General features: G+C 73.1%; 21 protein-coding genes and 1 riboswitch. Of the genes, 12 read left to right on the top strand and 9 right to left on the bottom strand.

Annotated elements, in window-relative coordinates; translation table 11 throughout:
• The first annotated feature begins 8 nt into the window (after positions 1 to 8).
• The 4 genes from macS to ACF1AG_RS00900 all read left to right on the top strand — a co-directional run bounded on the left by macS (position 9) and on the right by ACF1AG_RS00900 (position 4,337).
• Positions 9 to 1,247, top strand: a complete 1,239-nt coding sequence (macS, locus tag ACF1AG_RS00915) for a MacS family sensor histidine kinase (RefSeq protein WP_359603963.1) — start codon at positions 9 to 11, stop codon at positions 1,245 to 1,247.
• Positions 1,244 to 1,921: a response regulator transcription factor gene (locus tag ACF1AG_RS00910; protein ID WP_359603964.1), complete on the top strand. Its 678-nt coding sequence runs from the start codon at positions 1,244 to 1,246 to the stop codon at positions 1,919 to 1,921. The genes macS and ACF1AG_RS00910 overlap by 4 nt, the downstream gene beginning before the upstream one ends.
• A 139-nt stretch (positions 1,922 to 2,060) precedes the next feature.
• Positions 2,061 to 3,089: a 6-phosphofructokinase gene (locus ACF1AG_RS00905; protein WP_359603966.1), complete on the top strand. Its 1,029-nt coding sequence runs from the start codon at positions 2,061 to 2,063 to the stop codon at positions 3,087 to 3,089.
• Between the two features lie 252 nt (positions 3,090 to 3,341).
• Positions 3,342 to 4,337, top strand: a complete 996-nt coding sequence (locus tag ACF1AG_RS00900) for a 2-hydroxyacid dehydrogenase (RefSeq protein ID WP_387794700.1) — start codon at positions 3,342 to 3,344, stop codon at positions 4,335 to 4,337.
• Here ACF1AG_RS00900 and ACF1AG_RS00895 read toward each other — a convergent pair.
• Both ACF1AG_RS00895 and ACF1AG_RS00890 read right to left on the bottom strand, forming a co-directional pair.
• Entirely contained in the window at positions 4,289 to 6,169 is a 1,881-nt protein-coding gene (locus tag ACF1AG_RS00895) for an anthranilate synthase family protein (protein WP_391809162.1), read from the bottom strand. The genes ACF1AG_RS00900 and ACF1AG_RS00895 overlap by 49 nt on opposite strands.
• 106 nt (positions 6,170 to 6,275) lie before the next feature.
• Positions 6,276 to 6,332 (bottom strand): trp operon leader peptide, encoded by a 57-nt coding sequence (locus ACF1AG_RS00890; protein ID WP_078493144.1) that lies wholly within the window; start codon positions 6,330 to 6,332, stop codon positions 6,276 to 6,278.
• A gap of 96 nt (positions 6,333 to 6,428) precedes the next feature.
• Between ACF1AG_RS00890 and ACF1AG_RS00885 the strand changes: the two genes are divergently transcribed.
• Both ACF1AG_RS00885 and ACF1AG_RS00880 read left to right on the top strand, forming a co-directional pair.
• Positions 6,429 to 7,781, top strand: coding sequence for a class II 3-deoxy-7-phosphoheptulonate synthase (locus tag ACF1AG_RS00885; protein WP_391809161.1), 1,353 nt, complete (start codon positions 6,429 to 6,431; stop codon positions 7,779 to 7,781).
• Between the two features lie 163 nt (positions 7,782 to 7,944).
• The gene (locus tag ACF1AG_RS00880) at positions 7,945 to 8,184 is read left to right on the top strand and encodes a (2Fe-2S)-binding protein (RefSeq protein WP_359603973.1); all 240 of its coding nucleotides are present in this window, start codon (positions 7,945 to 7,947) and stop codon (positions 8,182 to 8,184) included.
• A gap of 17 nt (positions 8,185 to 8,201) precedes the next feature.
• Here the strand turns inward: ACF1AG_RS00880 and bfr are convergent, their stop codons facing one another.
• A complete protein-coding gene (gene bfr / locus ACF1AG_RS00875; RefSeq protein WP_254588072.1) occupies positions 8,202 to 8,720 on the bottom strand; it encodes a bacterioferritin in 519 nt (172 codons plus the stop codon).
• Between the two features lie 185 nt (positions 8,721 to 8,905).
• Between bfr and ACF1AG_RS00870 the strand changes: the two genes are divergently transcribed.
• Positions 8,906 to 9,553, top strand: a complete 648-nt coding sequence (locus tag ACF1AG_RS00870; protein WP_359603975.1) for a sulfite oxidase-like oxidoreductase — start codon at positions 8,906 to 8,908, stop codon at positions 9,551 to 9,553.
• 15 nt (positions 9,554 to 9,568) lie between these two features.
• Here ACF1AG_RS00870 and ACF1AG_RS00865 read toward each other — a convergent pair whose 3' ends face one another.
• From ACF1AG_RS00865 to thiO, 5 genes are all read right to left on the bottom strand, one after another.
• The gene (locus tag ACF1AG_RS00865; RefSeq protein WP_387794702.1) at positions 9,569 to 10,447 is read right to left on the bottom strand and encodes a deoxyribonuclease IV; all 879 of its coding nucleotides are present in this window, start codon (positions 10,445 to 10,447) and stop codon (positions 9,569 to 9,571) included.
• A gap of 48 nt (positions 10,448 to 10,495) precedes the next feature.
• Positions 10,496 to 12,418: a Stk1 family PASTA domain-containing Ser/Thr kinase gene (gene pknB / locus ACF1AG_RS00860; protein ID WP_391809160.1), complete on the bottom strand. Its 1,923-nt coding sequence runs from the start codon at positions 12,416 to 12,418 to the stop codon at positions 10,496 to 10,498.
• A gap of 156 nt (positions 12,419 to 12,574) precedes the next feature.
• Positions 12,575 to 13,369, bottom strand: coding sequence for a thiazole synthase (locus ACF1AG_RS00855; RefSeq protein ID WP_359603981.1), 795 nt, complete (start codon positions 13,367 to 13,369; stop codon positions 12,575 to 12,577).
• A 2-nt stretch (positions 13,370 to 13,371) separates the two neighbouring features.
• Positions 13,372 to 13,593, bottom strand: coding sequence for a sulfur carrier protein ThiS (gene thiS, locus ACF1AG_RS00850; RefSeq protein ID WP_359603983.1), 222 nt, complete (start codon positions 13,591 to 13,593; stop codon positions 13,372 to 13,374).
• Entirely contained in the window at positions 13,590 to 14,756 is a 1,167-nt protein-coding gene (gene thiO, locus ACF1AG_RS00845; protein ID WP_359747551.1) for a glycine oxidase ThiO, read from the bottom strand. Before thiO ends, thiS begins: the two co-directional genes overlap by 4 nt.
• Positions 14,754 to 14,865, bottom strand: a riboswitch (TPP riboswitch). Its footprint overlaps the gene before it by 3 nt.
• A 95-nt stretch (positions 14,866 to 14,960) precedes the next feature.
• Between thiO and ACF1AG_RS00840 the strand changes: the two genes are divergently transcribed.
• From ACF1AG_RS00840 to ACF1AG_RS00820, 5 genes are all read left to right on the top strand, one after another.
• Complete coding sequence (locus ACF1AG_RS00840) at positions 14,961 to 16,196, top strand: NAD(P)/FAD-dependent oxidoreductase (RefSeq protein ID WP_391809159.1); 1,236 nt, start codon at positions 14,961 to 14,963, stop codon at positions 16,194 to 16,196.
• A 68-nt stretch (positions 16,197 to 16,264) separates the two neighbouring features.
• Positions 16,265 to 16,630 carry an Rv2175c family DNA-binding protein gene (locus ACF1AG_RS00835; RefSeq protein ID WP_033272981.1) on the top strand — a complete coding sequence of 122 codons (366 nt, stop codon included), beginning with the start codon at positions 16,265 to 16,267 and terminating at the stop codon, positions 16,628 to 16,630.
• 292 nt (positions 16,631 to 16,922) lie between these two features.
• Positions 16,923 to 17,591, top strand: coding sequence for a thiamine phosphate synthase (gene thiE, locus ACF1AG_RS00830; RefSeq protein ID WP_391809158.1), 669 nt, complete (start codon positions 16,923 to 16,925; stop codon positions 17,589 to 17,591).
• A 121-nt stretch (positions 17,592 to 17,712) separates the two neighbouring features.
• Positions 17,713 to 18,636 carry a methylenetetrahydrofolate reductase [NAD(P)H] gene (gene metF / locus ACF1AG_RS00825; RefSeq protein WP_359607871.1) on the top strand — a complete coding sequence of 308 codons (924 nt, stop codon included), beginning with the start codon at positions 17,713 to 17,715 and terminating at the stop codon, positions 18,634 to 18,636.
• A gap of 56 nt (positions 18,637 to 18,692) precedes the next feature.
• Complete coding sequence (locus ACF1AG_RS00820) at positions 18,693 to 19,661, top strand: hypothetical protein (RefSeq protein ID WP_359607869.1); 969 nt, start codon at positions 18,693 to 18,695, stop codon at positions 19,659 to 19,661.
• A gap of 60 nt (positions 19,662 to 19,721) precedes the next feature.
• On the opposite strand, the gene ACF1AG_RS00815 is transcribed toward ACF1AG_RS00820, so the two are convergent.
• A complete protein-coding gene (locus ACF1AG_RS00815) occupies positions 19,722 to 21,206 on the bottom strand; it encodes a phytoene desaturase family protein (RefSeq protein ID WP_391809157.1) in 1,485 nt (494 codons plus the stop codon).
• Between the last annotated feature and the right edge of the window lie 195 nt (positions 21,207 to 21,401).

The following is a 21,401-nucleotide window of genomic DNA, read 5'->3' as shown; positions in this document are numbered from 1 at the left end:
GGGGGAACATGGCCCAGCGCGACAGAGTCATGCGCATGTCGGTCGAGCAGCCGCTGTGGCGCGCGCTCGCCGGCTACCGCGTGCTCAGCATGATCTACGCGATCGGCCTGTTCGCCGCCGCCCACGGCGGGTTCGCCCGCCCCTGGCTCGCGATCGCCTACTTCGCCGTCCTCGGCGGGTGGACCCTCGCCACCCTGCCCAAGGTCGCGAGCGCCGCCGCCTGCACCAAGCGGTTCCTCGCCGTCGACCTCACCATCGCGCTCACCGGCATCCTGATCACCCCGCTCGCCGACGCCGCCCAGCGCGTCCACGACGGCGGACCCACCCTGCCCTCCATCTGGACCGCCGGCTCCGTGCTCGCCTTCGCGGTCAAGGGCGGCTGGCGCTGGGCCGCCGTCGCCTCCACCCTGGTCGCCGTGGCCAACCTGATCGAGCGCGGCACCCCGGCCCGCGACACCGTGCACAACGTCGTCCTCGTCTGGGTCGCCTCCATCGCCATCGGCTACGTCGTCGAGGTCGCCCGCGCCTCCGAGCGCACCCTCGCCCGCGCCCTGGAGATCGAGGCCGCCACCCGGGAACGGGAGCGTCTCGCCCGGGACATCCACGACAGCGTGCTCCAGGTGCTGGCGATGGTGCAGCGGCGCGGCGCCGTCCTCGGCGGCGAGGCGGCCGAGCTGGGCCGCATGGCCGGCGAGCAGGAGGTGGCGCTGCGCACCCTGGTCTCCGGCGGTCTCGTCCCCGTCTCCCGCGCCTCCGAGGACACCGCCCAGGGCGCCGTCGTACGCAGCGTGGAGGAGGACGAGCCGGACGACGACGGGCCGGTGGACCTGCGGTCCCTGCTCGCCCCGCACGCCGGGTCGCGGGTCGGCCTCGCCGAACCCGGAGCGCCCGTGACGCTCGCCCCGGACGCCGCGCGCGAGGTGGCCGCCGCCGTCGGCGCCGCCCTGGACAACGTCCGCCGGCACGCCGGGGAGGACGCCCGCGCCTGGATCCTGGTCGAGGACGAACCGGACGAGGTGATCGTCACCGTCCGCGACGACGGCCCCGGCATCCCGGAGGGACGCCTCGCCCAGGCCGAGGGGGAGGGACGGCTCGGCGTGGCCCAGTCCATCCGGGGCCGGCTGCGCGACCTCGGCGGCAGCGCCGACGTGATCTCCGTGCCGGGACAGGGCACGGAGGTCGAACTCCGGGTGCCGAAGCACCGTCAGCAGACGAACGACCCGCGGGGGAAGGCGGAACAGCGATGACCGGGACGACACCGATCAGGGTGATGGTGGTCGACGACCACCCGATGTGGCGCGACGCCGTCGCCCGCGACCTCTCCGAGTCCGGCTTCGAGGTCGTCGCCACGGCCGGCGACGGCGACCAGGCGGTGCGCCGAGCTAAGGCCGTCGCGCCCGACGTCCTCGTCCTCGACCTCAACCTGCCGGGCAAGCCCGGCGTGCAGGTGTGCAAGGAGGTCGTCGCCGCCGACCCCTCCGTCCGGGTGCTGGTGCTCTCCGCGAGCGGCGAGCACGCCGACGTCCTGGAGGCGGTGAAGTCCGGCGCCACCGGCTACCTGCTGAAGTCCGCCTCCACCGAGGAACTGCGCGACGCCGTGCGCCGCACCGCCGACGGCGACCCGGTGTTCACCCCGGGACTCGCCGGACTGGTTCTCGGCGAGTACCGCCGCCTCGCCTCCGAACCGGCCGCGCCGGCCTCCGGCGGCGAGGAGCAGAAGGCGCCCCGGCTCACCGAGCGCGAGACCGAGGTGCTGCGCCTGGTCGCCAAGGGCCTGAGCTACAAGCAGATCGCCGAACGCCTCGTCATCTCGCACCGCACCGTGCAGAACCACGTCCAGAACACCCTCGGCAAACTCCAGCTCCACAACCGCGTGGAACTCGTCCGGTACGCCATCGAACGCGGCCTCGACGACGAGTAGCCCCGTCCCGGTCCTGTCCCAACACCCGGACGCTTCCCGGTATTTACCGTCCCGGCCATGTCGAGGTGACCCCGGTCACCCTTACCGTGCCAGGTGGGAACGAACGGCATTCCGTCAACCATGGCGAAGGGACACTTCCATGCGGGTCGGAGTACTGACCGGAGGCGGCGACTGCCCCGGGCTCAACGCCGTCATCCGGGCCGTGGTCCGCAAGGGCGTACAGGAGTACGGCTACGAGTTCACCGGGTTCCGGGACGGCTGGCGCGGTCCCCTCGACAACGTCACCGTCCCCCTCGACATCCCCACCGTGCGCGGCATCCTGCCCCGCGGCGGCACCGTCCTCGGCTCCTCACGGACCAACCCGCTCAACGAGCGGGACGGCATCCGCAGGATCAAGGACAACCTCGCCGCGCTCGGCGTGGACGCCCTCGTCACCATCGGCGGCGAGGACACCCTCGGCGTCGCCACCCGCCTCGCCGACGAGTCCGGCGTCCCCTGCGTGGGCGTGCCGAAGACCATCGACAACGACCTGTCCGCCACCGACTACACCTTCGGCTTCGACACCGCCGTCGGCATCGCCACCGAGGCCATCGACCGGCTGCACACCACCGCCGAGTCCCACATGCGGGTGCTGGTCGTCGAGGTGATGGGCCGCCACTCCGGCTGGATAGCCCTCCACTCGGGCCTGGCCGGCGGCGCCAACGTCATCCTCATCCCCGAGCACCCCTTCGACGTCGAGCAGGTGTGCGCGTGGGTGACCTCACGCTTCCGCGCCTCGTACGCGCCGATCGTGGTCGTCGCGGAGGGCGCGGTGCCGCGCGACGGCGACATGGTGCTCAAGGACCGGTCCCTGGACGCGTTCGGACACGTCCGGCTGTCCGGGGTCGGCGAATGGCTCGCCAAACAGATCGAGAAACGCACGGGGAAGGAGGCCAGGACCACGGTCCTCGGCCACGTGCAGCGCGGCGGCACCCCGAGCGCGTACGACCGCTGGCTCGCCACCCGCTTCGGCCTCCACGCGATCGACTGCGTCCGCGACGGAGACTTCGGCAAGATGGTCGCCCTCCAGGGCACGGACATAGTCCGAGTCCCGATAGCACACGCGACAGCCCAGCTGAAGACGGTCCCGCCGTCCCTCTACGAGGAGGTGGGCGTCTTCTTCGGGTAGCGCCCGACCGCGGGCAGCCCGTGGCCGGTCGCGCAGTTCCCCGCGCCCCTGAGGGGCGCCCCCGCCGCCCCAGCCGCGGGCAGTCGTGCCGTAGGGCGGAAGGGTGGGCGCGGCGGCATCCCGCATGCGCCGGGCTGCGCGACACCCCCGCCCCGCACGGCACCCGGGACCATCCGGCCCACGCCGAAGTCACCTAGGGCCTCGTAAGCTCACCGCAGGGAAGCAAACAGGACGAACCCCAGGAGGGGCCCCGTGGAGATCCTCGCCTTCGGCGTCCAGGCAGACGAGAAGCCCCTCATCGAGGGCGCCTTCGCCGACCACCACCCCGTCCACTCCCTGGACGTGTTCCTCACCAACGACACCGCCCCCATCGCCGCCGGCCACGAGATCATCTCCACCAGCGTCAACTGCGACCTGGGCGCCGACGTCCTGTCGAAGCTCGCCGCCGGCGGCACCCGGATGGTCGCCCAGCGCTCCACCGGCTTCAACAACGTCGACCTGGACGTCGCCGAACGCCTCGGCATCACCGTCGCCCGCGTCTCCTCCTACTCCCCGTACTCGGTCGCCGAGTTCGCCTGGACCCTCGCCATGGCGGTCAACCGCCGCATCGTCCGCGCCTCCACCCGCACCCGCGACTTCGACTTCCGCCTCGACGGGCTGATGGGCCGCGACCTGCACGGCCGCACCGCCGGTGTGCTCGGCACGGGGAAGATCGGCGAGGCGTTCGCGCGAATCGCCCACGGCTTCGGCATGCGGCTGCTCGGCTGGGACGTCGCCGAGAACCCGGCCTGCCGGGAGCTGGGCATGACATACGTCCCGAAGGAGCAGCTGCTCGCCGAGTCCGACCTGGTCAGCCTGCACGTCCCGCTGCTGCCCAGCACCCGGCACCTCATCGACGCGACCGCGCTGAAGTCCATGCGGGACGACGCGATCCTGGTGAACTCCAGCCGGGGCGGCCTCGTCGACACCGCCGCCCTCGTCGACGAGCTGCGCGCCGGCCGCTTCACTGGCGTCGGCCTGGACGTGTACGAGGCGGAGGCGGGCCTGTTCTTCCTCGACAGGTCCCTGGAGGCCGTCGACGACGACACCCTGGCCCGCCTCGTCACCTTCCCCAACGTCCTGGTCACGTCCCACCAGGCGTACTACACCGTGGACGCCGTCACCCAGATCGTCGCGACGACGGTCGACAACGTCCTCGACTACACCGCCGGCCGCCGCTCCGAGAACGTGCTGGTGCCGCGCAGCTGACCCATCAGCTCCCGCACCACGGCCGCCCCGTCCAGGCTCAGCACCGACTCGGGGTGGAACTGGACGCCCGCGAAACCGGGGCCCCGCACCGCGTGCACCTCGCCGTTCGCCGCGCGGCTCACCTCGACGCCGTGCGCGGCCAGCTCCCGCGCGGCCTCGTCGTCGCAGTGCGCCACGAAGCTGTTGTAGAAGCCGACCGTCTCCGGACGCCCGAACAGGTCGATCTCCGTCTGCGCCCCCTGGTAGGGCACCTCCTTGCGGACGATGTCCAGGCCCAGCTCCGCCGCGATCAGCTCGTGGCCGAGGCACACGCCGAGCACGCCGTGCCGGTTGCCGGCGATCACCTCGGCGGTCAGGCCGCGCAGGAACCGCATCTTCGGGTCGTCCGTGTCCGAGGGGTCGCCGGGGCCCGGGCCCAGCACCAGCGGACCCTCGTGCGCCAGTGCCGCCTCGCGCAGTCCGGGCTCGTCGTAGCGACGCACGGTGACGTCCAGCCCCGCCGCCCGCAGCACATGGGCGAGCATCGCGGTGAAGGTGTCCTCCGCGTCCACGACCAGCGCGTGTCCGGTCAGCGCGTCGGACCGCTCCTGCATCCGCAGCCAGAACGGCGCGAGCGAGGACCGGCGCCCGTCCAGCGCGGCCCGCACCCGCGGGTCGTCCGCCAGCTTCGGCCGGACCGCCTCCGCGCGCGGCCGCCCCGGACGCACGCCCAGCGCGGCCAGAACACCCGCGGCCTTGGCGTGGGTCTCCGCGACCTCACCGGCCGGGTCCGAGCCGCGCACCAGCGTGGCGCCGACCGGCACCCGCAGCCGACCGGTGGCGTCGATGTCGGCGGTGCGGATCAGGATGGGGGAGTCCAGCGTCTGGGCGCCGCCCTCGTCACGGCCGATCAGGGCCAGCGCGCCCGCGTAGTAGCCGCGCCCGCCGGCCTCGTGCCGTTCGATGACCCGGCAGGCGTTCTGCACGGGCGAGCCGGTGACCGTCGCCGCGAACATGGTCTCCCGCAGGACGTCGCGCACGTCCAGCGAGGACCGGCCGCGCAGCTCGTACTCGGTGTGCGCGAGGTGCGCCATCTCCTTCAGCCGGGGTCCGATCACCACGCCGCCCATGTCGCCGACCGTGCACATCATCTTGAGCTCCTCGTCGACGACCATCGACAGCTCCTCGATCTCCTTGCCGTCGGCGAGGAAGCGGAGCAGGTGCTCGGGGGTGGGACCCTCGGCGGGGTACCGGTACGTCCCGCTGATGGGATTCATCACGACGGTCCCCCCGGACGCGCGCACGTGCACCTCGGGGCTGGCCCCGACCAGGGTGCGGTCGCCGGTGTGCACGACGAAGGTCCAGTACGCGCCCCGCTCGCCCTCCAGCAGCCGCCGGAACAGCGCGAGCGCGTCGGCCCGCCCGAACCCGGGAATCCCGCCCTCGTACGTTCTGCGGATCACGAAGTTGGCGCCCTCGCCCCGGCCGATCTCCTCGTCGAGGACCCGGCCGACGATCCGCGCGTACTCCTCGTCGCCGACGTCGAAGCCGCCGCCCTCGACCCGCACGTCGTGCGCCGGAAGCGCCGCCAGAGCATCGTCGAGAGGGATCTCGTGACGCTCCTCCGGGGTCAGCACCAGCAGCGGGGTGCCGTCGTCGCGGACGTCGAAGCCGCGCTCGCGGATCTGCCGGAAGGGGACCAGGGCCAGGCCCTCGTCGGGCAGGTCGGCCAGGCGGGCGTGGGCGGTGACCGGGCCGATCAGCAGCTCCACCGTGTCGTGGTCGTGGCCGGGGGTGCGGCGGCGCAGCAGGGCGAAGGGGCGGTCGTCGTGGGGGAGCCGTGCCAGGTCCATGGGGCGTTCCTCGTTTCGTCGCTGTCGTGAGCGGTGAGGAACGGCCCCGGGAAACACGGAAGGCCGCCCCTCGGGCGGCCTTCGCGAAGTCGGTGCGTACGCGCAGTCAGTGGGCCGCCGGATGAGCGGTCCACCACCAGGTGCGGGTCGAGTGCGCGAACATGGCCCCGACCATAGCGCATCGCGCACCGGTGCGGACCTTGTCTCATTTGGTGGGCGTCGGGATGGACGACCGTTCCGACCCCGTAATGTGGGATGCGTGACCGTGAACGCTAAGACCAGCGCGAGCGCTGGCAACACCTGGCGAGACCTGCCCGCGGCGCAGCAGCCCGAGTACCCCGACCCCGAGGCTCTGCGCGCAGTGATCGCGGACCTCGAGTCGTATCCGCCGCTCGTCTTCGCGGGCGAGTGCGACCAGCTGCGCGCCCGGATGGCGTCCGTCGCCAAGGGAGAGGCGTTCCTCCTCCAGGGTGGCGACTGCGCCGAGGCGTTCGACGCCGTGTCCGCCGACCACATCCGCAACAAGCTCAAGACGCTGCTCCAGATGGGCGCCGTCCTCACCTACGCGGCATCCGTGCCCGTGGTGAAGGTCGGGCGGATCGCCGGGCAGTACTCCAAGCCGCGCTCCAAGCCGACCGAGACCCGTGACGGCGTGACGCTGCCGACGTACCGGGGCGACTCGGTCAACGGCTTCGAGTTCACCGAGGAGGCCCGGGTCCCGGACCCCGAGCGGCTGAAGCGGATGTACCACGCGTCGGCGTCCACGCTGAACCTGGTGCGCGCCTTCACCACCGGCGGCTACGCCGACCTGCGCCAGGTGCACGCCTGGAATCAGGACTTCGTGAAGTCGTCGCCGTCCGGCCAGCGCTACGAGCAGCTGGCGCGGGAGATCGACCAGGCGCTGAACTTCATGCGGGCCTGCGGTGCGGAGCCGGAGGAGTTCAAGACCGTCGAGTTCTTCTCGTCGCACGAGGCGCTGCTGCTCGACTACGAGTCGGCGCTCACCCGTGTGGACTCCCGCACCGGTCAGCTGTACGACGTGTCGGCGCACATGGTGTGGATCGGCGAGCGCACCCGGCAGATGGACCACGCGCACATCGAGTTCGCCTCGCGGATCCGCAACCCGATCGGCATCAAGCTCGGCCCGACGACGACGGCCGAGGAGGCGCTGCGGTACATCGACCGCCTCGACCCGGAGCGGGAGCCCGGCCGGCTGACGTTCGTCGTGCGGATGGGCGCGGACAAGATCCGCGACAAGCTCCCCGAGCTGGTGGAGAAGGTGACCGCGTCCGGCGCGACCGTGGCGTGGGTGACGGACCCGATGCACGGCAACACCTTCGAGGCCGCCTCCGGGCACAAGACCCGCCGCTTCGACGACGTGCTCGACGAGGTGAAGGGCTTCTTCGAGGTCCACAAGGAGCTGGGCACCCACCCGGGCGGCATCCATGTGGAGCTCACGGGTGACGACGTCACCGAGTGCGTGGGCGGCGGCGACGAGATCTTCGTCGACGATCTGCACCAGCGCTACGAGACGGCGTGCGACCCGCGGCTGAACCGCAGCCAGTCGCTCGACCTGGCGTTCCTGGTCGCGGAGATGTACCGGGACCAGTGACCGGCCGGGCCGGCTGACAGCAGTCGGGGGTGGGGCGTGTCTCACACGGGATCACGCCCCACCCCCCTTTTCCGCCCTCGAAGGGCGCAGGTAAGGTTAGGTTTGCCTCACCGGCGAAGGGTCGGTACGGCACGACCCCAGTCTTCGTCGGGAGGTGACCCGCGTGTTCGTCTGCAGCTGTTTCGGCGTGACCGAGGAACAGGTGAAGAGCCACGCGGAAGCCGGTGCCTGCACGCCCCGGCAGATCGCCTCCGCCTGCAAGGCCGGCACCGACTGCGGCGGCTGCGTCCGGCGCATCCAGGCGCTGCTCGGCCGCGGCGCCTGCCCCCGGCGGCAGCTCATCGACGAGGGTGAGCAGCCGCTCGTGGCAGAGGTCGCGACGGAGGTCCCGGAAGCCGCCTAGGCGGTTCCCCGACGCCGTCAGGGCGTCTTGAACCCGTGCGTCCCGGGGCCCGAGGGATCGGGCTGGGTCTGCTCGATCACCGTCGACAGGTACAGCGCCTCACCCAGTTTGTCGATCAGCTCCAGCTGGGTGTCGAGGTAGTCGATGTGGTGCTCCTCGTCGGCCAGGATGGCCTCGAAGATGTTCGCCGAGGTGATGTCGTTCTTGTTGCGCATGACCTCGACGCCGCGGCGGAGCCGGTCGATCGCCTCGAGCTCGATCTCGCGGTCGGCCTGGAACATCTCGGTGACGGTCTGCCCGACGCGGACGTGGAACAGCCGCTGGTAGTTCGGCAGGCCGTCCAGCAGCAGGATCCGGTCGGTGAGCAGCTCGGCGTGCCGCATCTCGTCGAAGGACTCGTCGCGGGTGTACTTGGCGAGCTTGTGCCAGCCCTTGTGGTCCTGGAGCTTGGAGTGCAGGAAGTACTGGTTGATCGCCGTCAGCTCGGCGGTCAGCTGCTCGTTGAGGAACTCGATGACCTCGGGATCGCCCTGCATGGCACGGGCTCCTTCCGCGTGGGGGAAATGTGCGGGTCGGGGCGCATGATTGCACCGGCATGAAAGATCGTCCAGTAAGTCTTGACTTAGTAAGTAATCCCATAGTTGGTCCGTTCTGACCATGAATGAGTGAATGTGTGGGGCCCGGTTCAGGAGCATGGCCACCGGTCTGTCAGGATGGAGACATGGGTCAGCCGGCGGAACGCGAATCGGGGGAGCGCGCGACACGAGGAGCGGCGGATCTCCAGCTCCCGCCGGGACAGCGGCTCCAGAAGGGCTGGCCGGTCACCCACTACGGACCCGTCCCCAAGTTCCGGCCGGAGCGCTGGGAGTTCCGGGTCTTCGGCGCCACCGCCGACGGCGAGAAGCACTGCTGGACCCACGAGGAGTTCACGGCGCTGCCGTACACCACCGTCGAGGCCGACCTGCACTGCGTGACCAAGTTCAGCATGGTCGGCGCCGAGTGGGGCGGGATCCCGGCGCGCACGGTCGTGGAGACCGCCCCGCCCGCGCCGGACGTCACCCATGTGATGGTGTGGGCCGAGTACGGTTTCAGCTCCAACCTGCGGCTCGAGGACTTCACGTCCGACCGCACCCTCTTCGCCACCCACAAGGACGGTGAGCTGCTCACCGCCGAGCACGGCTTCCCGCTGCGCCTGATCGTGCCGCACCTGTACGCGTGGAAGGGACCCAAGTGGGTCCGCGGGGTGGAGTACATGACCGCCGACCGCCGGGGCTTCTGGGAGGAACGCGGCTACCACAACGTCGGCGACCCCTGGCGGGAGCAGCGCTACTCCTACCAGGAGGAGCCCGGGGACGGTCCCGAGCTCTGACCCGCCCGCCGGCTCTCAGCCGTCGCGGAGCTTCTTCAGCCGCTCCACGTCCGCCGCGTGCCCCTCCTTGCCGCCGGGCGTCTCGATCACCAGCGGTACGCCCGCGGTCTCCGGGTGCGTCATCAGGTCCCGGAACGGGTCCTCGCCGATGTGTCCCGCGCCGATGTTGGCGTGCCGGTCCTTGTGCGCGCCGACGACGTCCTTGGAGTCGTTGGCGTGGATCAGCTTCAGCCGTCCCGTGCCGACGGTCGCGGCCAGCTCGTCCAGGGCGCGGTGCGCGCCGCCGGGCGCGGCCAGGTCGTGCCCGGCCGCGAAGACATGGCAGGTGTCCAGGCACACGCCGAGCTTCGGGTGGGCGTCCAGCTGCTCGAAGTACGGGCCCAGGTCCTCGACCAGGGAGCACAGCGAGGCGCCCTGCCCGGCGGTCGGCTCCAGCAGCAGACACGGGTCGTCGTCACGGGTCAGCTCGTCCAGCAGCGGCAGCATGTGCTCCCGTACCTGCCCCAGCGCCACCGCGCGCTCGCGTCCGCCCGTCGCGCTGCCGGTGTGCACCACCACCCCCAGCGCGCCGATCTCCCGGCCGCGGCGCAGCGAGTGCCGCAGGGACTCCACCGACCGCTCCACGGTCGCCGGGGTGTGGGACCCGAAGTTGATCAGGTACGGGGCGTGCACGTACGCCGGGACCGACGCCTCGGCGCAGGCCGCGCGGAACGCCTCGTCCTGGAGCGGGTTGCCGACGGGGGTGGCCCAGCCGCGCGGGTTGGCGACGAAGACCTGCACGGTCTCCGCCCCCAGGTCACGGGCGTAGGACAGACCGACGGAATGCAGACCGCCGGCCACGGGGACGTGACTGCCGATCGGATTGCGGGCGGGGCCGGACGGGTGACTCTTCACCCGTCAAGGGTGTCACGGACGCGCGCGTCACCCGGACGGCCCCCTCCGTCACCTGATCTTGAGGGTGATCGTCGAACCCTTGGGCGCGGTCTCGCCGCCGTCCACCGACTGGTCCCTGACGGTGTCGCCGAACAGGCCCAGCAGACCGCGGTCCTCCTTCACCCCGAAACCGGCGCCCTCCAGCTTCTCCCTGGCCTCGTCCACGCTGTCGCCGACGACGTCCGGCACCTCGACCATCTCCGGGCCCTTGGACAGGGTGAGGGTGACCGTGTCGCCCTCGGCGGCCTCACCGCCGGCGCCCGGCGCCTGCCGGGCGACCCGGCCCGCATCGTGCTCGGAGTGGACCCGCCCGTCGGCGATCTCCACCTTGAGCCCGGCCTCCTCCAGCTCGGCGCGGGCGTCCTCCGGGTCGTCGCCCGTGACGTCGGGCACGTCCACGGGGCTGCCCTTGCTCACCGTCAGCTTCACCGCGGTGTCCGCGCGGACCTTGGTGCCCTTGCCCGGCTCGGTGGAGATCACCGCGTCCCTGGGCACGGAGTCGCTGAACTCGCGGGTCACCATGCCCGGCTTCAGGCCCTCGTCCTCCAGCAGCGACCGGGCCTTGTCCAGGCGGTAGCCGTCCAGGTCGGGCACCCGCACGGTCTGCGGACCCTTGGACACGGTCAGGGACACCGAGGCGCTGCCGCGGACGCGGGCGCCCGCCGCCGGGTCGGTGCCGATCACCTTGCCGCGCTCGACGGTGTCGCTGAACTCCTCCTTGACCTCGCCGACGTCCAGTCCGGCCCCGGCGAGCCGGTCGCGGGCCTCCTGCTCGGTCTTCGACAGCACCGGCGGGACCTTGGTGAACTGCCCGGAGTTGATGTACCAGATGCCGGCGCCCAGGCCGAGCACCAGCAGCACGGCCACGACGATCGCCGCCGGGCCGCGGTGCAGCGCCGTGCGACGCCGGGGCGGCAGCGGGGGAGGGGACCTGAAGCGGCTGGTGCGGTGCACCGCACCGTCGTCGTCCTCGTTCACGGGGAGCGGGCGAGGCACGGTGAGGGAACGCGGGATGACGCTGGTGCGGTCGTCGGCGTTGTCGTGCTCCGCGGACAGCGCCTGTGGGGGCATCGCGTCGAGCTGCTCGTCGGTGAGCCGGCCGCGCGTCTCGCGGGTCAGGGCGAACAGCGCCACCGCGTCGGCCGGGCGGCCCCCGGCGTCGCGCGCGGTCGCCGCCCCGACCAGCGAGTCCAGCGCCGGCGCCAGACCGGGCACCACCGTGGAGGGCGGCGGCACGTCGTCGTGCAGATGCTTGTAGAGGACGATCGCGGGGGAGTCGCCGTCGTGCGGCTTCTCACCGGTCAGCATCTCGTAGAGCAGGATGCCGCAGGCGTACACGTCGACGCGGGGGTCGGCGGTGCCGTGCTCTATCTGTTCCGGGGCCAGGTACGACACGGTGCCCAGCACCGTGCCCGTGCTGTTGGTGACCGTGTCCACCGAGCGGACCAGGCCGAAGTCGGCGACCTTGACCCGGCCGTCGTCCCCGATCAGCACGTTCTCCGGCTTCATGTCGCGGTGCACGAACCCCGCGCGGTGGGCGGCGCCCAGTGCGGCCAGCACCGGCTCCAGGATGTCCAGCGCGGCCCGCGCCTGCAGCGCCCCGCGCTCCCGCAGCACGTCCCGCAGGGTGCAGCCCGGGATGTACTCCATGGCCAGGTAGACGTACCCCCCGTCGGTGCCCTGGTCGAAGACCTGGACGACGTTGGGGTGGGCCAGCCGGGCGACGGACTTGGCCTCGCGGATGAAGCGCTCCACGAAGCCGGCGTCGGAGGCCAGCGAGGGGTGCATCACCTTGAGCGCGAGGATGCGGTCGAGGCGGGTGTCCAGGGCCCGGTAGACCGTGGCCATCCCGCCGACGGCGATCCGCGCCTCGACGCGGTAACGGCCGTCGAGCACCTGCCCGACCAGCGGGTCCTGAAGGGTCGTGTCCACGCAGCGAGTCTACGAGTCCGCGAGGACAGCCCCGGCCCGTTCAACCGCCGTTGGAGCGGACCTGTGACCTGTGTTACCCGACCGCGTCCCGGTCGAAGCCGGGACGCGGGCCCTGTGACGGCATCCTCGTGCGGGCCGCGATGCCGCCGTCCGCCGTCAGAACGCGGGCCGTTCCGGGTCCAGCTCCGCCCGGCCCTCGACCGGCGAGGACGCCTGCGCGAAGTGGCGCCGGGGGATGCGTCCCGCCCGCCGCGCGAGCCGGCCCGCCTCCACCGCGGCGCGCATCGCGGACGCCATCAGCACCGGCTCCTGGGCGCGGGTCACGGCGGACGCCAGCATCACGCCCGCGCACCCCAGCTCCATCGCCAGCGCCGCGTCCGACGCCGTGCCGGCCCCGGCGTCCAGGATCACCGGCACGCCCGCGCGCTCCACGATCAGCTCGAAGTTGTGCGGGTTGCGGATGCCGAGGCCGGAGCCGATCGGCGAGCCCAGCGGCATCACCGCCGCGCAGCCCACGTCCTCCAGCTTCCGCGCCAGCACCGGGTCGTCGTTGGTGTACGGCAGCACCGTGAACCCGTCGTCGACCAGCGTCTCCGCCGCGTCCAGCAGCTCCACCGGGTCCGGCAGCAGGGTGCGCTCGTCCGCCACGACCTCCAGCTTCACCAGGTCCGTGCCCAGCGCCTCCCGGGCCAGGCGCGCGGTGAGCACGGCCTCACCGGCGGTGAAGCAGCCGGCCGTGTTCGGCAGTACCTCCACGCCCAGCTTCCTGAGCACCGACAGCACCGACCCCTGCACCGAGGGGTCGACCCGCCGCATCGCGACGGTCGTCAGCTCGGTGCCGGACGCCACCAGCGCCCGCTCCAGCACGTCGAGGCTCGGCGCCCCGCCGGTGCCCATGACGAGCCGGGACGTGAAGGTCCGCCCGCCGAGGACGAGGGGATCGTCGGCCATGGTCAGCCTCCTTGGACGGCGGTGAGGACCTCCACCCGGTCCCCTTCGGACAGGGGGGTGGCGGGCCACTGCGCGCGCGGGACGACGGTTTCGTTGAGGGCGGCGGCCACCCCGGAGGGCGCCGCGGTGAGCGACCTCACCACGAGGTCGAGGGCCGTGCCGGGCGGGACCTGACGGCTCTCGCCGTTGACGGTGACGGTGACCGTGGTGACCGGGTCGTTCATACGGACTGCTCCGCGAGGACGGGGGCGCCGAAGCGCCGGGGGGTGAAGGGGAGGACCTCGGAGGGCAACCCGCCGCCGGTCAGCAGCCGCGCCATGGCGTCGCCGGTGACGGGCGTCAGCAGCACGCCGTTGCGGTGGTGCCCGGTGGCCAGCAGCAGCCCGTCGAGGCGGGTCGGGCCGAGCAGCGGCGCGTTGTCGGGGGAGCCGGGGCGCAGACCGGCGATCGTCTCGGTCAGCGGCAGCTCGGTGATGCCGGGGACCAGCTCATGGGCGTCGCGCAGCAGCTCGTAGACGCCACCCGCCGTGACGGTGGTGTCCCAGCCCATCTCCTCGCTGGTCGCGCCGATCACCAGCTCGCCGCTCTCGCGCGGCACCAGGTAGACGTGGCTGCCGCGCACCACCGCCCGCACCGTGCGGCTCAGGAACGGCTCGGGGCGGTCCGGCATGGTCAGGCGCAACACCTGCCCCTTCACCGGACGCACCGGAGGCAGCACCTCCGCGGGGACGCCCGCCAGCCGCCCGCTCCAGCTGCCGCCGGCCAGCACCACCTGGCCCGCGCCCAGCTCGCCGCCGTCCGCCGTGACCACGCCGGTCGCGCGGTCGCCCGTGACGACGAGCCGCTCCGCCCAGGCGCGGTGGAGCGTGACACCGGCCCGCTCGCAGGCGGTGAGCAGCGCGGACGCCAGCCGGCGCGGGTCGATCTGGTGGTCGCCGTCGACCCGCAGCCCGCCGCGCACACCCGGCGCGAGCATCGGCTCCAGGCGCCGGCACTCCCGCCCGGTCAGCCACTGCGAGTCAAGTCCGGAACGCTCGTGCAGGGCGTGCAGCTCCCGCAGATGGGCGCGGTCGTCGGCGTCCAGCGCCACGGCGAGGGTGCCGCAGCGGCGGTAGCCGAGGTCCTGGCCGGTGCAGTCGGACAGCTCGGCCGCGAAGTCGGGGTAGCGGCGGGCCGAGGCCAGGTTGAGGCCGAGCAGCGTCTGCTCGCCGTGGTGCAGTTCGGTGACGGCGGCCAGCATCCCGGCCGCCACCCGGGCGGCGCCCCCGCCCGGATCGGGGTCCACGACCGTCGTGGCGAGACCGGCCTGCGCGGCCCGCCAGGCCGTCACCAGACCGATGATCCCGCCCCCGACGACGAGGACGTCTGAGGTACGCGTGGGCGACATGGGCGTCCAGCCCCTCCCTTCGCCGGCATGACCCGGATCAGGTTCGTACGGTCGGAGGCCGCCAGCCTCCCTCTCAGCCCGGTCCGTCCGGGCTCCCGCGAGTGCGTGTACGCGAGCCACCCTAGCCCGCGCCGCGCCGTGCCCGTAAGGGACCCCGCGCGGCAGCGGTCCGGTGCGGCGGGCACGGGTGTCTATGGTGAGCGGGTGAGCGAGCAGACGCAGGAACCGGGAGGGGCCGCGCCGCGCCGGGTGGTGGTGGCGGGCGCGGGCATGGCGGGCGTGCAGACCGCGGTGGCGCTGCGGGAGCGGGGCTTCACCGGCGAGGTGACGCTGATCGGCGCGGAGCCCCATCAGCCGTACGACCGGCCGCCGTTGTCCAAGGCGGTGCTGCTGGGCACCGCCGAGAGCTCCGCCTTCGACGTGGACTTCGAGGAGCTCGGGATCGAGCTGCGGCTGGGCTGCGAGGTGACCGGACTGCGCCCCGGCGACCACGAGCTGGACACCGAGGCCGGGCCCGTCCCGTACGACGTGCTGGTGATCGCCACCGGCGCGGAACCGCTGCGGCTGCCCGGCGCGGAGGGCGTGCCGGGCGTGCACCTGCTGCGCACCCTGGACGACGCCGAACGGCTGCGGCCGGTGCTCGCCGGCCGGCACGACATCGTGGTCGTCGGCGCCGGCTGGATCGGAGCCGAGTTCGCCACGGCCGCCCGGGAGGCGGGCTGCGCGGTCACCGTCGTGGAGGCCGAGGAACGGCCGCTGGCGGGCGTGCTGCCCGCGGAGGTGGCCGCGCCGATGACCGTCTGGTACCCGGAGGCCGGCGTCGCGCTGCGCACCCACGCGCGCGTGGCGCGCGTCGAGCCCGGCGCCGTGCTCCTCGACGACGGCACCCGGCTGCCCGCGGGCGCGGTTGTCGTCGGCATCGGCGCCCGCCCCTCCACCGCCTGGCTGGCCGGATCCGGGATCGTCCTCGGCACGCACGGCGAGGTCGTCGCCGACGCCCACCTGGCGACCTCACTGCCCGACGTGTACGCGGTCGGCGACTGCGCGTCGTTCCCGTCCGCCCGCTACGGCGAGCGGCTCCTCGTCCACCACTGGGACAACGCCCTCCAGGGGCCGCGCACGGTCGCCGCGAACATCGTCGACGGGGACGGGGGCGGTGTGGTGTACGACCCGGTGCCGTACTTCTGGTCCGAGCAGTTCGGGCGGTTCGTGCAGTACGCCGGGCACCACGCGGACGCCGATCGCACGGTGTGGCGCGGCGACCCGGCCGGCCCGGCGTGGAGCGTGTGCTGGCTGCGCGGGGACCGGCTGGCCGCGCTGCTCGCGGTGGGGCGGCCCCGGGACCTGGCGCAGGGGCGGCGGCTGATCGAGTCGGGCGCCGCGCTGGACCCGGACCGGGTCGCGGACCCGGCGCGGCCGCTGAAGTCGGCGACGGTCTGAACCGACTCGCCCACGCGCTGGGACGGGGCTGACTTCCGACTGTCGGCGGCAGGTGGCAGGCTTGTCCCGTGACCGAGATTGACGCAAAGATCGATGCTCTCGTCCCCGCCTGGCTCACCCTCCCCGACATCGCCGAGAAGTTCGGCGTCGAGGTGACGCGCGTCCGGCAGCTGGTCAAGGAGGGCCAGCTCATCGCCGTGCGCCGCGGTGAGAACCGCGCGCTGCACGTCCCCGCCGCCTTCATCGACGGAGACAAGGTCGTCAAGGGCCTGACCGGGACCCTGACGCTCCTGCGGGACGACGGCTTCACGGTCGAAGAGATGCTCGAGTGGCTCTTCACCCCCGACCCCAGCCTGCCGGGCACGCCCGCGCAGGCCCTCGCGGAGAACCGCGGCACGGAGGTGAAGCGCAGGGCCCAGGCCCTCGCAGTTTGACCCACGTCCCCCCAAAAAACCCCAGAGGCGCGGGGAACCGCGCGCTCGGCCCCCAGGGACCCGCAGGCGACCGGACCGCCAGGCTCGGGCCCGCACGTCCGGCCGACGCCCCCGGGACCCCCTGGGGGCGCGGGGAACCGCGCGCCCGGCCCTACGGCCCCGCGGAGAACAGACCCCGCCCGGGAGCGGCGCCGGCCGCCGCTCCCGGCGTCCGCGTACCGACAGGCACCGCATAGGGTTCCGCCGACGGGCCCGCCCGGCCCGTGCCGACGCGACGACCCGGGGGGACCCCATGACCACCACGCCCGACACCCCACGTGCCCACCTCGCCGACGCCCGCGTCTACCTCTGCACCGACGCCCGCAAGCGACAGGGCGACCTCCCGGAGTTCCTGGACGCCGTCCTCGCCGCCGGCGTCGACATCGTGCAGCTCCGCGACAAGGGCATGGAAGCCGCCGAAGAGCTCGAGCACCTCGCGGTGCTCGCCGACGCCTGCGCCCGGCACGGCAGGCTGCTCGCGGTCAACGACCGCGCCGACGTCGCCCACGCGGCCCGCGCCGACGTCCTCCACCTCGGCCAGGGCGACCTGCCCGTCCCCGCCGCCCGAGCGATCCTCGGCGAGGGAACACTGATCGGCCGTTCCACCCATGCGGAGCAGGAGGCGGCAGCGGCCGCCGTCCAGCCCGGCGTGGACTACTTCTGCACGGGCCCCTGCTGGCGAACCCCCACCAAGCCCGGCCGCCCCGCGCCCGGCCTGGACCTCGTCCGGTACACCGCCGGGCTCGGCACCGACCGCCCGTGGTTCGCGATCGGCGGCATCGATCTCGCCAACCTCGACCAGGTGCTGGACGCCGGCGCCCGCAGGGTGGTCGTGGTCCGCGCCCTCACCGAGGCGGACGACCCGGGCGCCGCGGCCGCCGAGCTGGCCCGTCGTGTGCGGGAGGCCGCGGACGACGGCTGACCGGCGCCGCGGGAGACCCGGGCGTCTCAAGTTTGTCCACACTGTGGACGCCAAGTCGGCAAATCGGACAAATATCCCGCTTCTGGTTGGGGGGCCGCCCACCCGTGGCTACCCTGCCCGTATGGCCCTCGGAACCGCATCCACCAGGACGGACCGCGCACGCACCGTGCGCGACATGCTCGCCAGTGGGAAGACGACGTACTCGTTCGAGTTCTGGGCCCCCAAGACGGAGAAGGGCGAGCGGAACCTCTGGAACGCGCTCCGCAGGATCGAGGCCGTCGCGCCCAGCTTCGTCTCCGTGACCTACGGCGCGGGCGGCTCCACCCGGGCCGGCACGGTGAAGGCGACCGAGCGGATCGCCGCCGACACCACCCTCACCCCGGTCGCGCACCTCACGGCGGTGGAGCACTCCGTCGCCGAACTGCGCAACATCATCGGCCAGTACGCCGACGCCGGGATCCGCAACATGCTGGCCGTGCGCGGCGACCCGCCCGGCGACCCGATGGGCGAGTGGGTCCCGCACCCCAAGGGCCTCACCTACGCGGCCGAACTGGTGCGTCTCATCAAGGAGTCGGGCGACTTCTGCGTGGGCGTCGCCGCCTTCCCCGAGATGCACCCGCGGTCCGCGGACCGGGACAGCGACGTCGCCCACTTCGTGGACAAGTGCAGGGCCGGCGCCGACTACGCGATCACGCAGATGTTCTTCCAGCCCGAGTCGTACCTGCGGCTGCGTGACCGAGTCGACGCGGCGGGCTGCGAGACGCCCGTGATTCCCGAGGTCATGCCTGTGACCAGCGTGAAGATGCTGGAACGGTTGCCAAAGCTCAGTAATGCGGTGTTCCCCGACGCCCTCAAAGAGCGGATCCTCACAGCGAAGGACGATCCGGCGGCGGTACGCTCCATCGGTATCGACTTCGCCACGGAGTTCTGCGCACGGCTGCTGGCCGAAGGAGTGCCCGGTCTGCACTTCATCACGCTCAACAACTCCACGGCGACGCTGGAAATCTACGAGAACCTGGGTCTGCACCACCCGCCGCAGGCCTAGACCGGTCGCACGCGCATACGACACACTGCGTAACGACCACTGGGAGAGGGGCGTACATGGGCTGGACGGTCCTCTACATCGCGTTCGGCATCGTCGCGCTGTGGTTGCTGGGTGAGGTGCTGCTGCAGTACAAGGCGCGCCTGCGCTGGCGACTGCTCGCCTTCGTCGGGTTCCTGGGCGTCGTGTTCGGCGTCCTGATCCCGTCCGTGGTGGTGATCGGACTGGGCGCCGCGGCCTTCGCCGTGGGGCAGACCTACGTCACGCTGTCGTTCCGCCGCGGCTTCCAGGCCGGCTGGGCGGTCAACGCGCCGATGCTGTCCGCCGTGAAGGGGCGCCGCGAAGAACCCGCGCTGGAGGTCACCGACCTCGAGGCGTCCGGCGACCGCGCCGACGCGTTCGACACGGGCCCCGTGACGGCCGGTCACGGCGCCGACGACGACTACGACCGCGACGACGTCTTCACGCCCGCCGCCGACCGCCAGACGGCCGCGGAGTCCACCGCCGTCTACGAGCCGCAGCCGATGCCCGACGACACCGGCTCCTACGGCGTCTACGGCGACCAGGGCTACGCGGGCCAGGGACAGGACCAGTACGCGGGCCAGGGGCAGGACCAGTACCCGGGCCAGGACCAGTACGCCGCGACCGCGCAGACCGCCGACCCCAACTACGCCTACGACTACTCCGGTTACGGGCAGCAGCAGGGCTACGACACCGGCCAGCAGTACGCCGCGTACTCCGACCCGTACATCGGCAACGCCACCTACGGCGGCGGCACGTACGACACGGGCTACACGGACCAGCAGTACGCCCAGCAGGGCTACGCGGCCCAGGACCCGTACGGGACGGGCGGCTACGGAGGCGAGACCCCGGCCGGCGGCCTGTGGGTGCCGCAGCAGCGCAGCGCCGACGACCCGTACGGCGGCGAGCTCCCGCCGGAGCAGCAGTACCCGTACCAGGACGGCGGTCAGCAGCAGGGCACCCAGGGCCCCCAGGGCAACGGGTACGACGAGCAGTACCGCTACTGAGCGGGCGGGCGGTCACGGGCGGCCGAGGACGCCCTCAACCGCTCGTGCCGCGGCCCGTGTTCACTGGGAGCCGCGGAAGTCCGGCCCCTCCACGATCAGTCCGGCGACCAGCGCCCCCGACATCCCGGCGTGCGGCAGCCCGCCGCCGGGGTGCGACCACCCGCCGACGGTGAACAGCCCCGGCAGCCGCGTGGTGTTGGACGCGTGCAGGAACCGGCCGTCCGCCGCGGCGAGCGCCGGCGCCGGCACCGCGCCGCCCTCCGCGCCCGTCTCCCGCGCGACGTCCTGAGGCGTGCGCACCTCGTGCCACAGCAGCCGGTCCCGCAGGTCCGGCACCGCCCGCGCGGCGGCCGTGACCATCCGCTCCGCGAACTCCTCGGCACCGTCCGCCCCGGAGGGCGTCACCGCGGTCACGGTCACCGCCTCGTGCCCGGCGTCCGGGACCAGCGCCGGGTCGTCGGGCCGCAGCACGGTCACCGTCGGCTCGGCGGGCAGCCCGCCGCCGGACAGCGCGTCCAGCTCCGCCGTACGGTCCCGGGTGTGCACCACCGTCCGGTGCGGGGTGTTCTCCGGGCGGGCACCGCGCAGCGCCAGCAGCACCGTCGTGCGGCTCGCCCCCTCCCGCCGGGCGGGCACCTCGCCCTCCCCGCGCAGCCGCGTGCCGCACATCCGCTCCAGCAGCCCGGGGCCGACCCCCGCGACCACCAGGTCCGCCTCCACCGCCGTGCCGTCGGCGAGTTCCACGCCCGCCGCCCGGCCGTCCTTCTCCCGCACCGCGGTGACCTCCGCGCCGAACCGGAACTCCACCCGGCGGGCCAGACACCGCTCGTACATCGCCCGTGCCAGCTCCCGCAGCCCGCCCCGCACGTACCAGGTGCCGAAGGCGTGCTCCATGTACGGCAGCACCGCCGCGCTCGCCGGCGTGGTCCGCGGGTCCAGGCCGAACGCCAGGGCATGACTTTCCAGCAGCGCCCGCAGCCGCGGGTCGCGCAGCTCCCACTCACCGGCCTCGGCCAGTGTGGCCGCCTTGCGCAGGCGCAGCAGCCGCCGGTGCGGGACGGCCGGGTAGGGCTCGCGCTCGGCCAGCACCTGCCAGTTGGGCCACAGCGGCTCCTCCAGCAGCGGGCGGCGCGCCCGGTCCCAGGCCTCGCGGGCCCGCACCAGGAAGTCGCCCCAGCGCCGCGCCGCGTCCGCGCCCAGCGCCTCCTCCACCGCGGAGACCACGCCCGCGCGGGAGGCGTTCGGCAGGGACACCCGGGTGCCGTCCGCGAAGACGTGGTGCGACGACGGGTCGGCCTGCACCAGCTCGACGCACTCCTCCAGCGGCTCCCGGCCCGTCTTCACGAACAGGTCCCGGTAGGCGGCCGGCAGCGGCAGCAGCCCGGGGCCCGTGTCGAAGGCGAACCCGTCCCGCTCCCGGCGGCGCAGCGCGCCGCCGTACGTCTCCGTCCGCTCGTACACCGCCACCCGGTGGCCCGCGACGGCCAGCCGGGCGGCGGCCGCCAGCGCGCCCGCACCGGCGCCGATCACCGCAATCCGTGCCATGCCAGGGACTTTATCGGCCGCCGGTCAGGGGCCCGGCCCCGAGTATCCGCGCCCCCGCAGCGTGACCGTGCGGGCGCGCACCGTGTGGGGCCGGGTGCGCAGGCGTGAGTACATGTACCTAGCCGGCGACTTGAGTACGGCGGCGGATGGGCCCGGACCGGCCAGAACGGGAGAGTGGGGACCACGGAGAGAGGG

Source organism: Streptomyces sp. NPDC014764 (genome assembly GCF_043082785.1).
Classification (GTDB): domain Bacteria; phylum Actinomycetota; class Actinomycetes; order Streptomycetales; family Streptomycetaceae; genus Streptomyces; species Streptomyces althioticus.
Note: the sequence above shows the minus strand (reverse complement) of the source record. Positions and strands in the feature narration are given on the sequence as shown.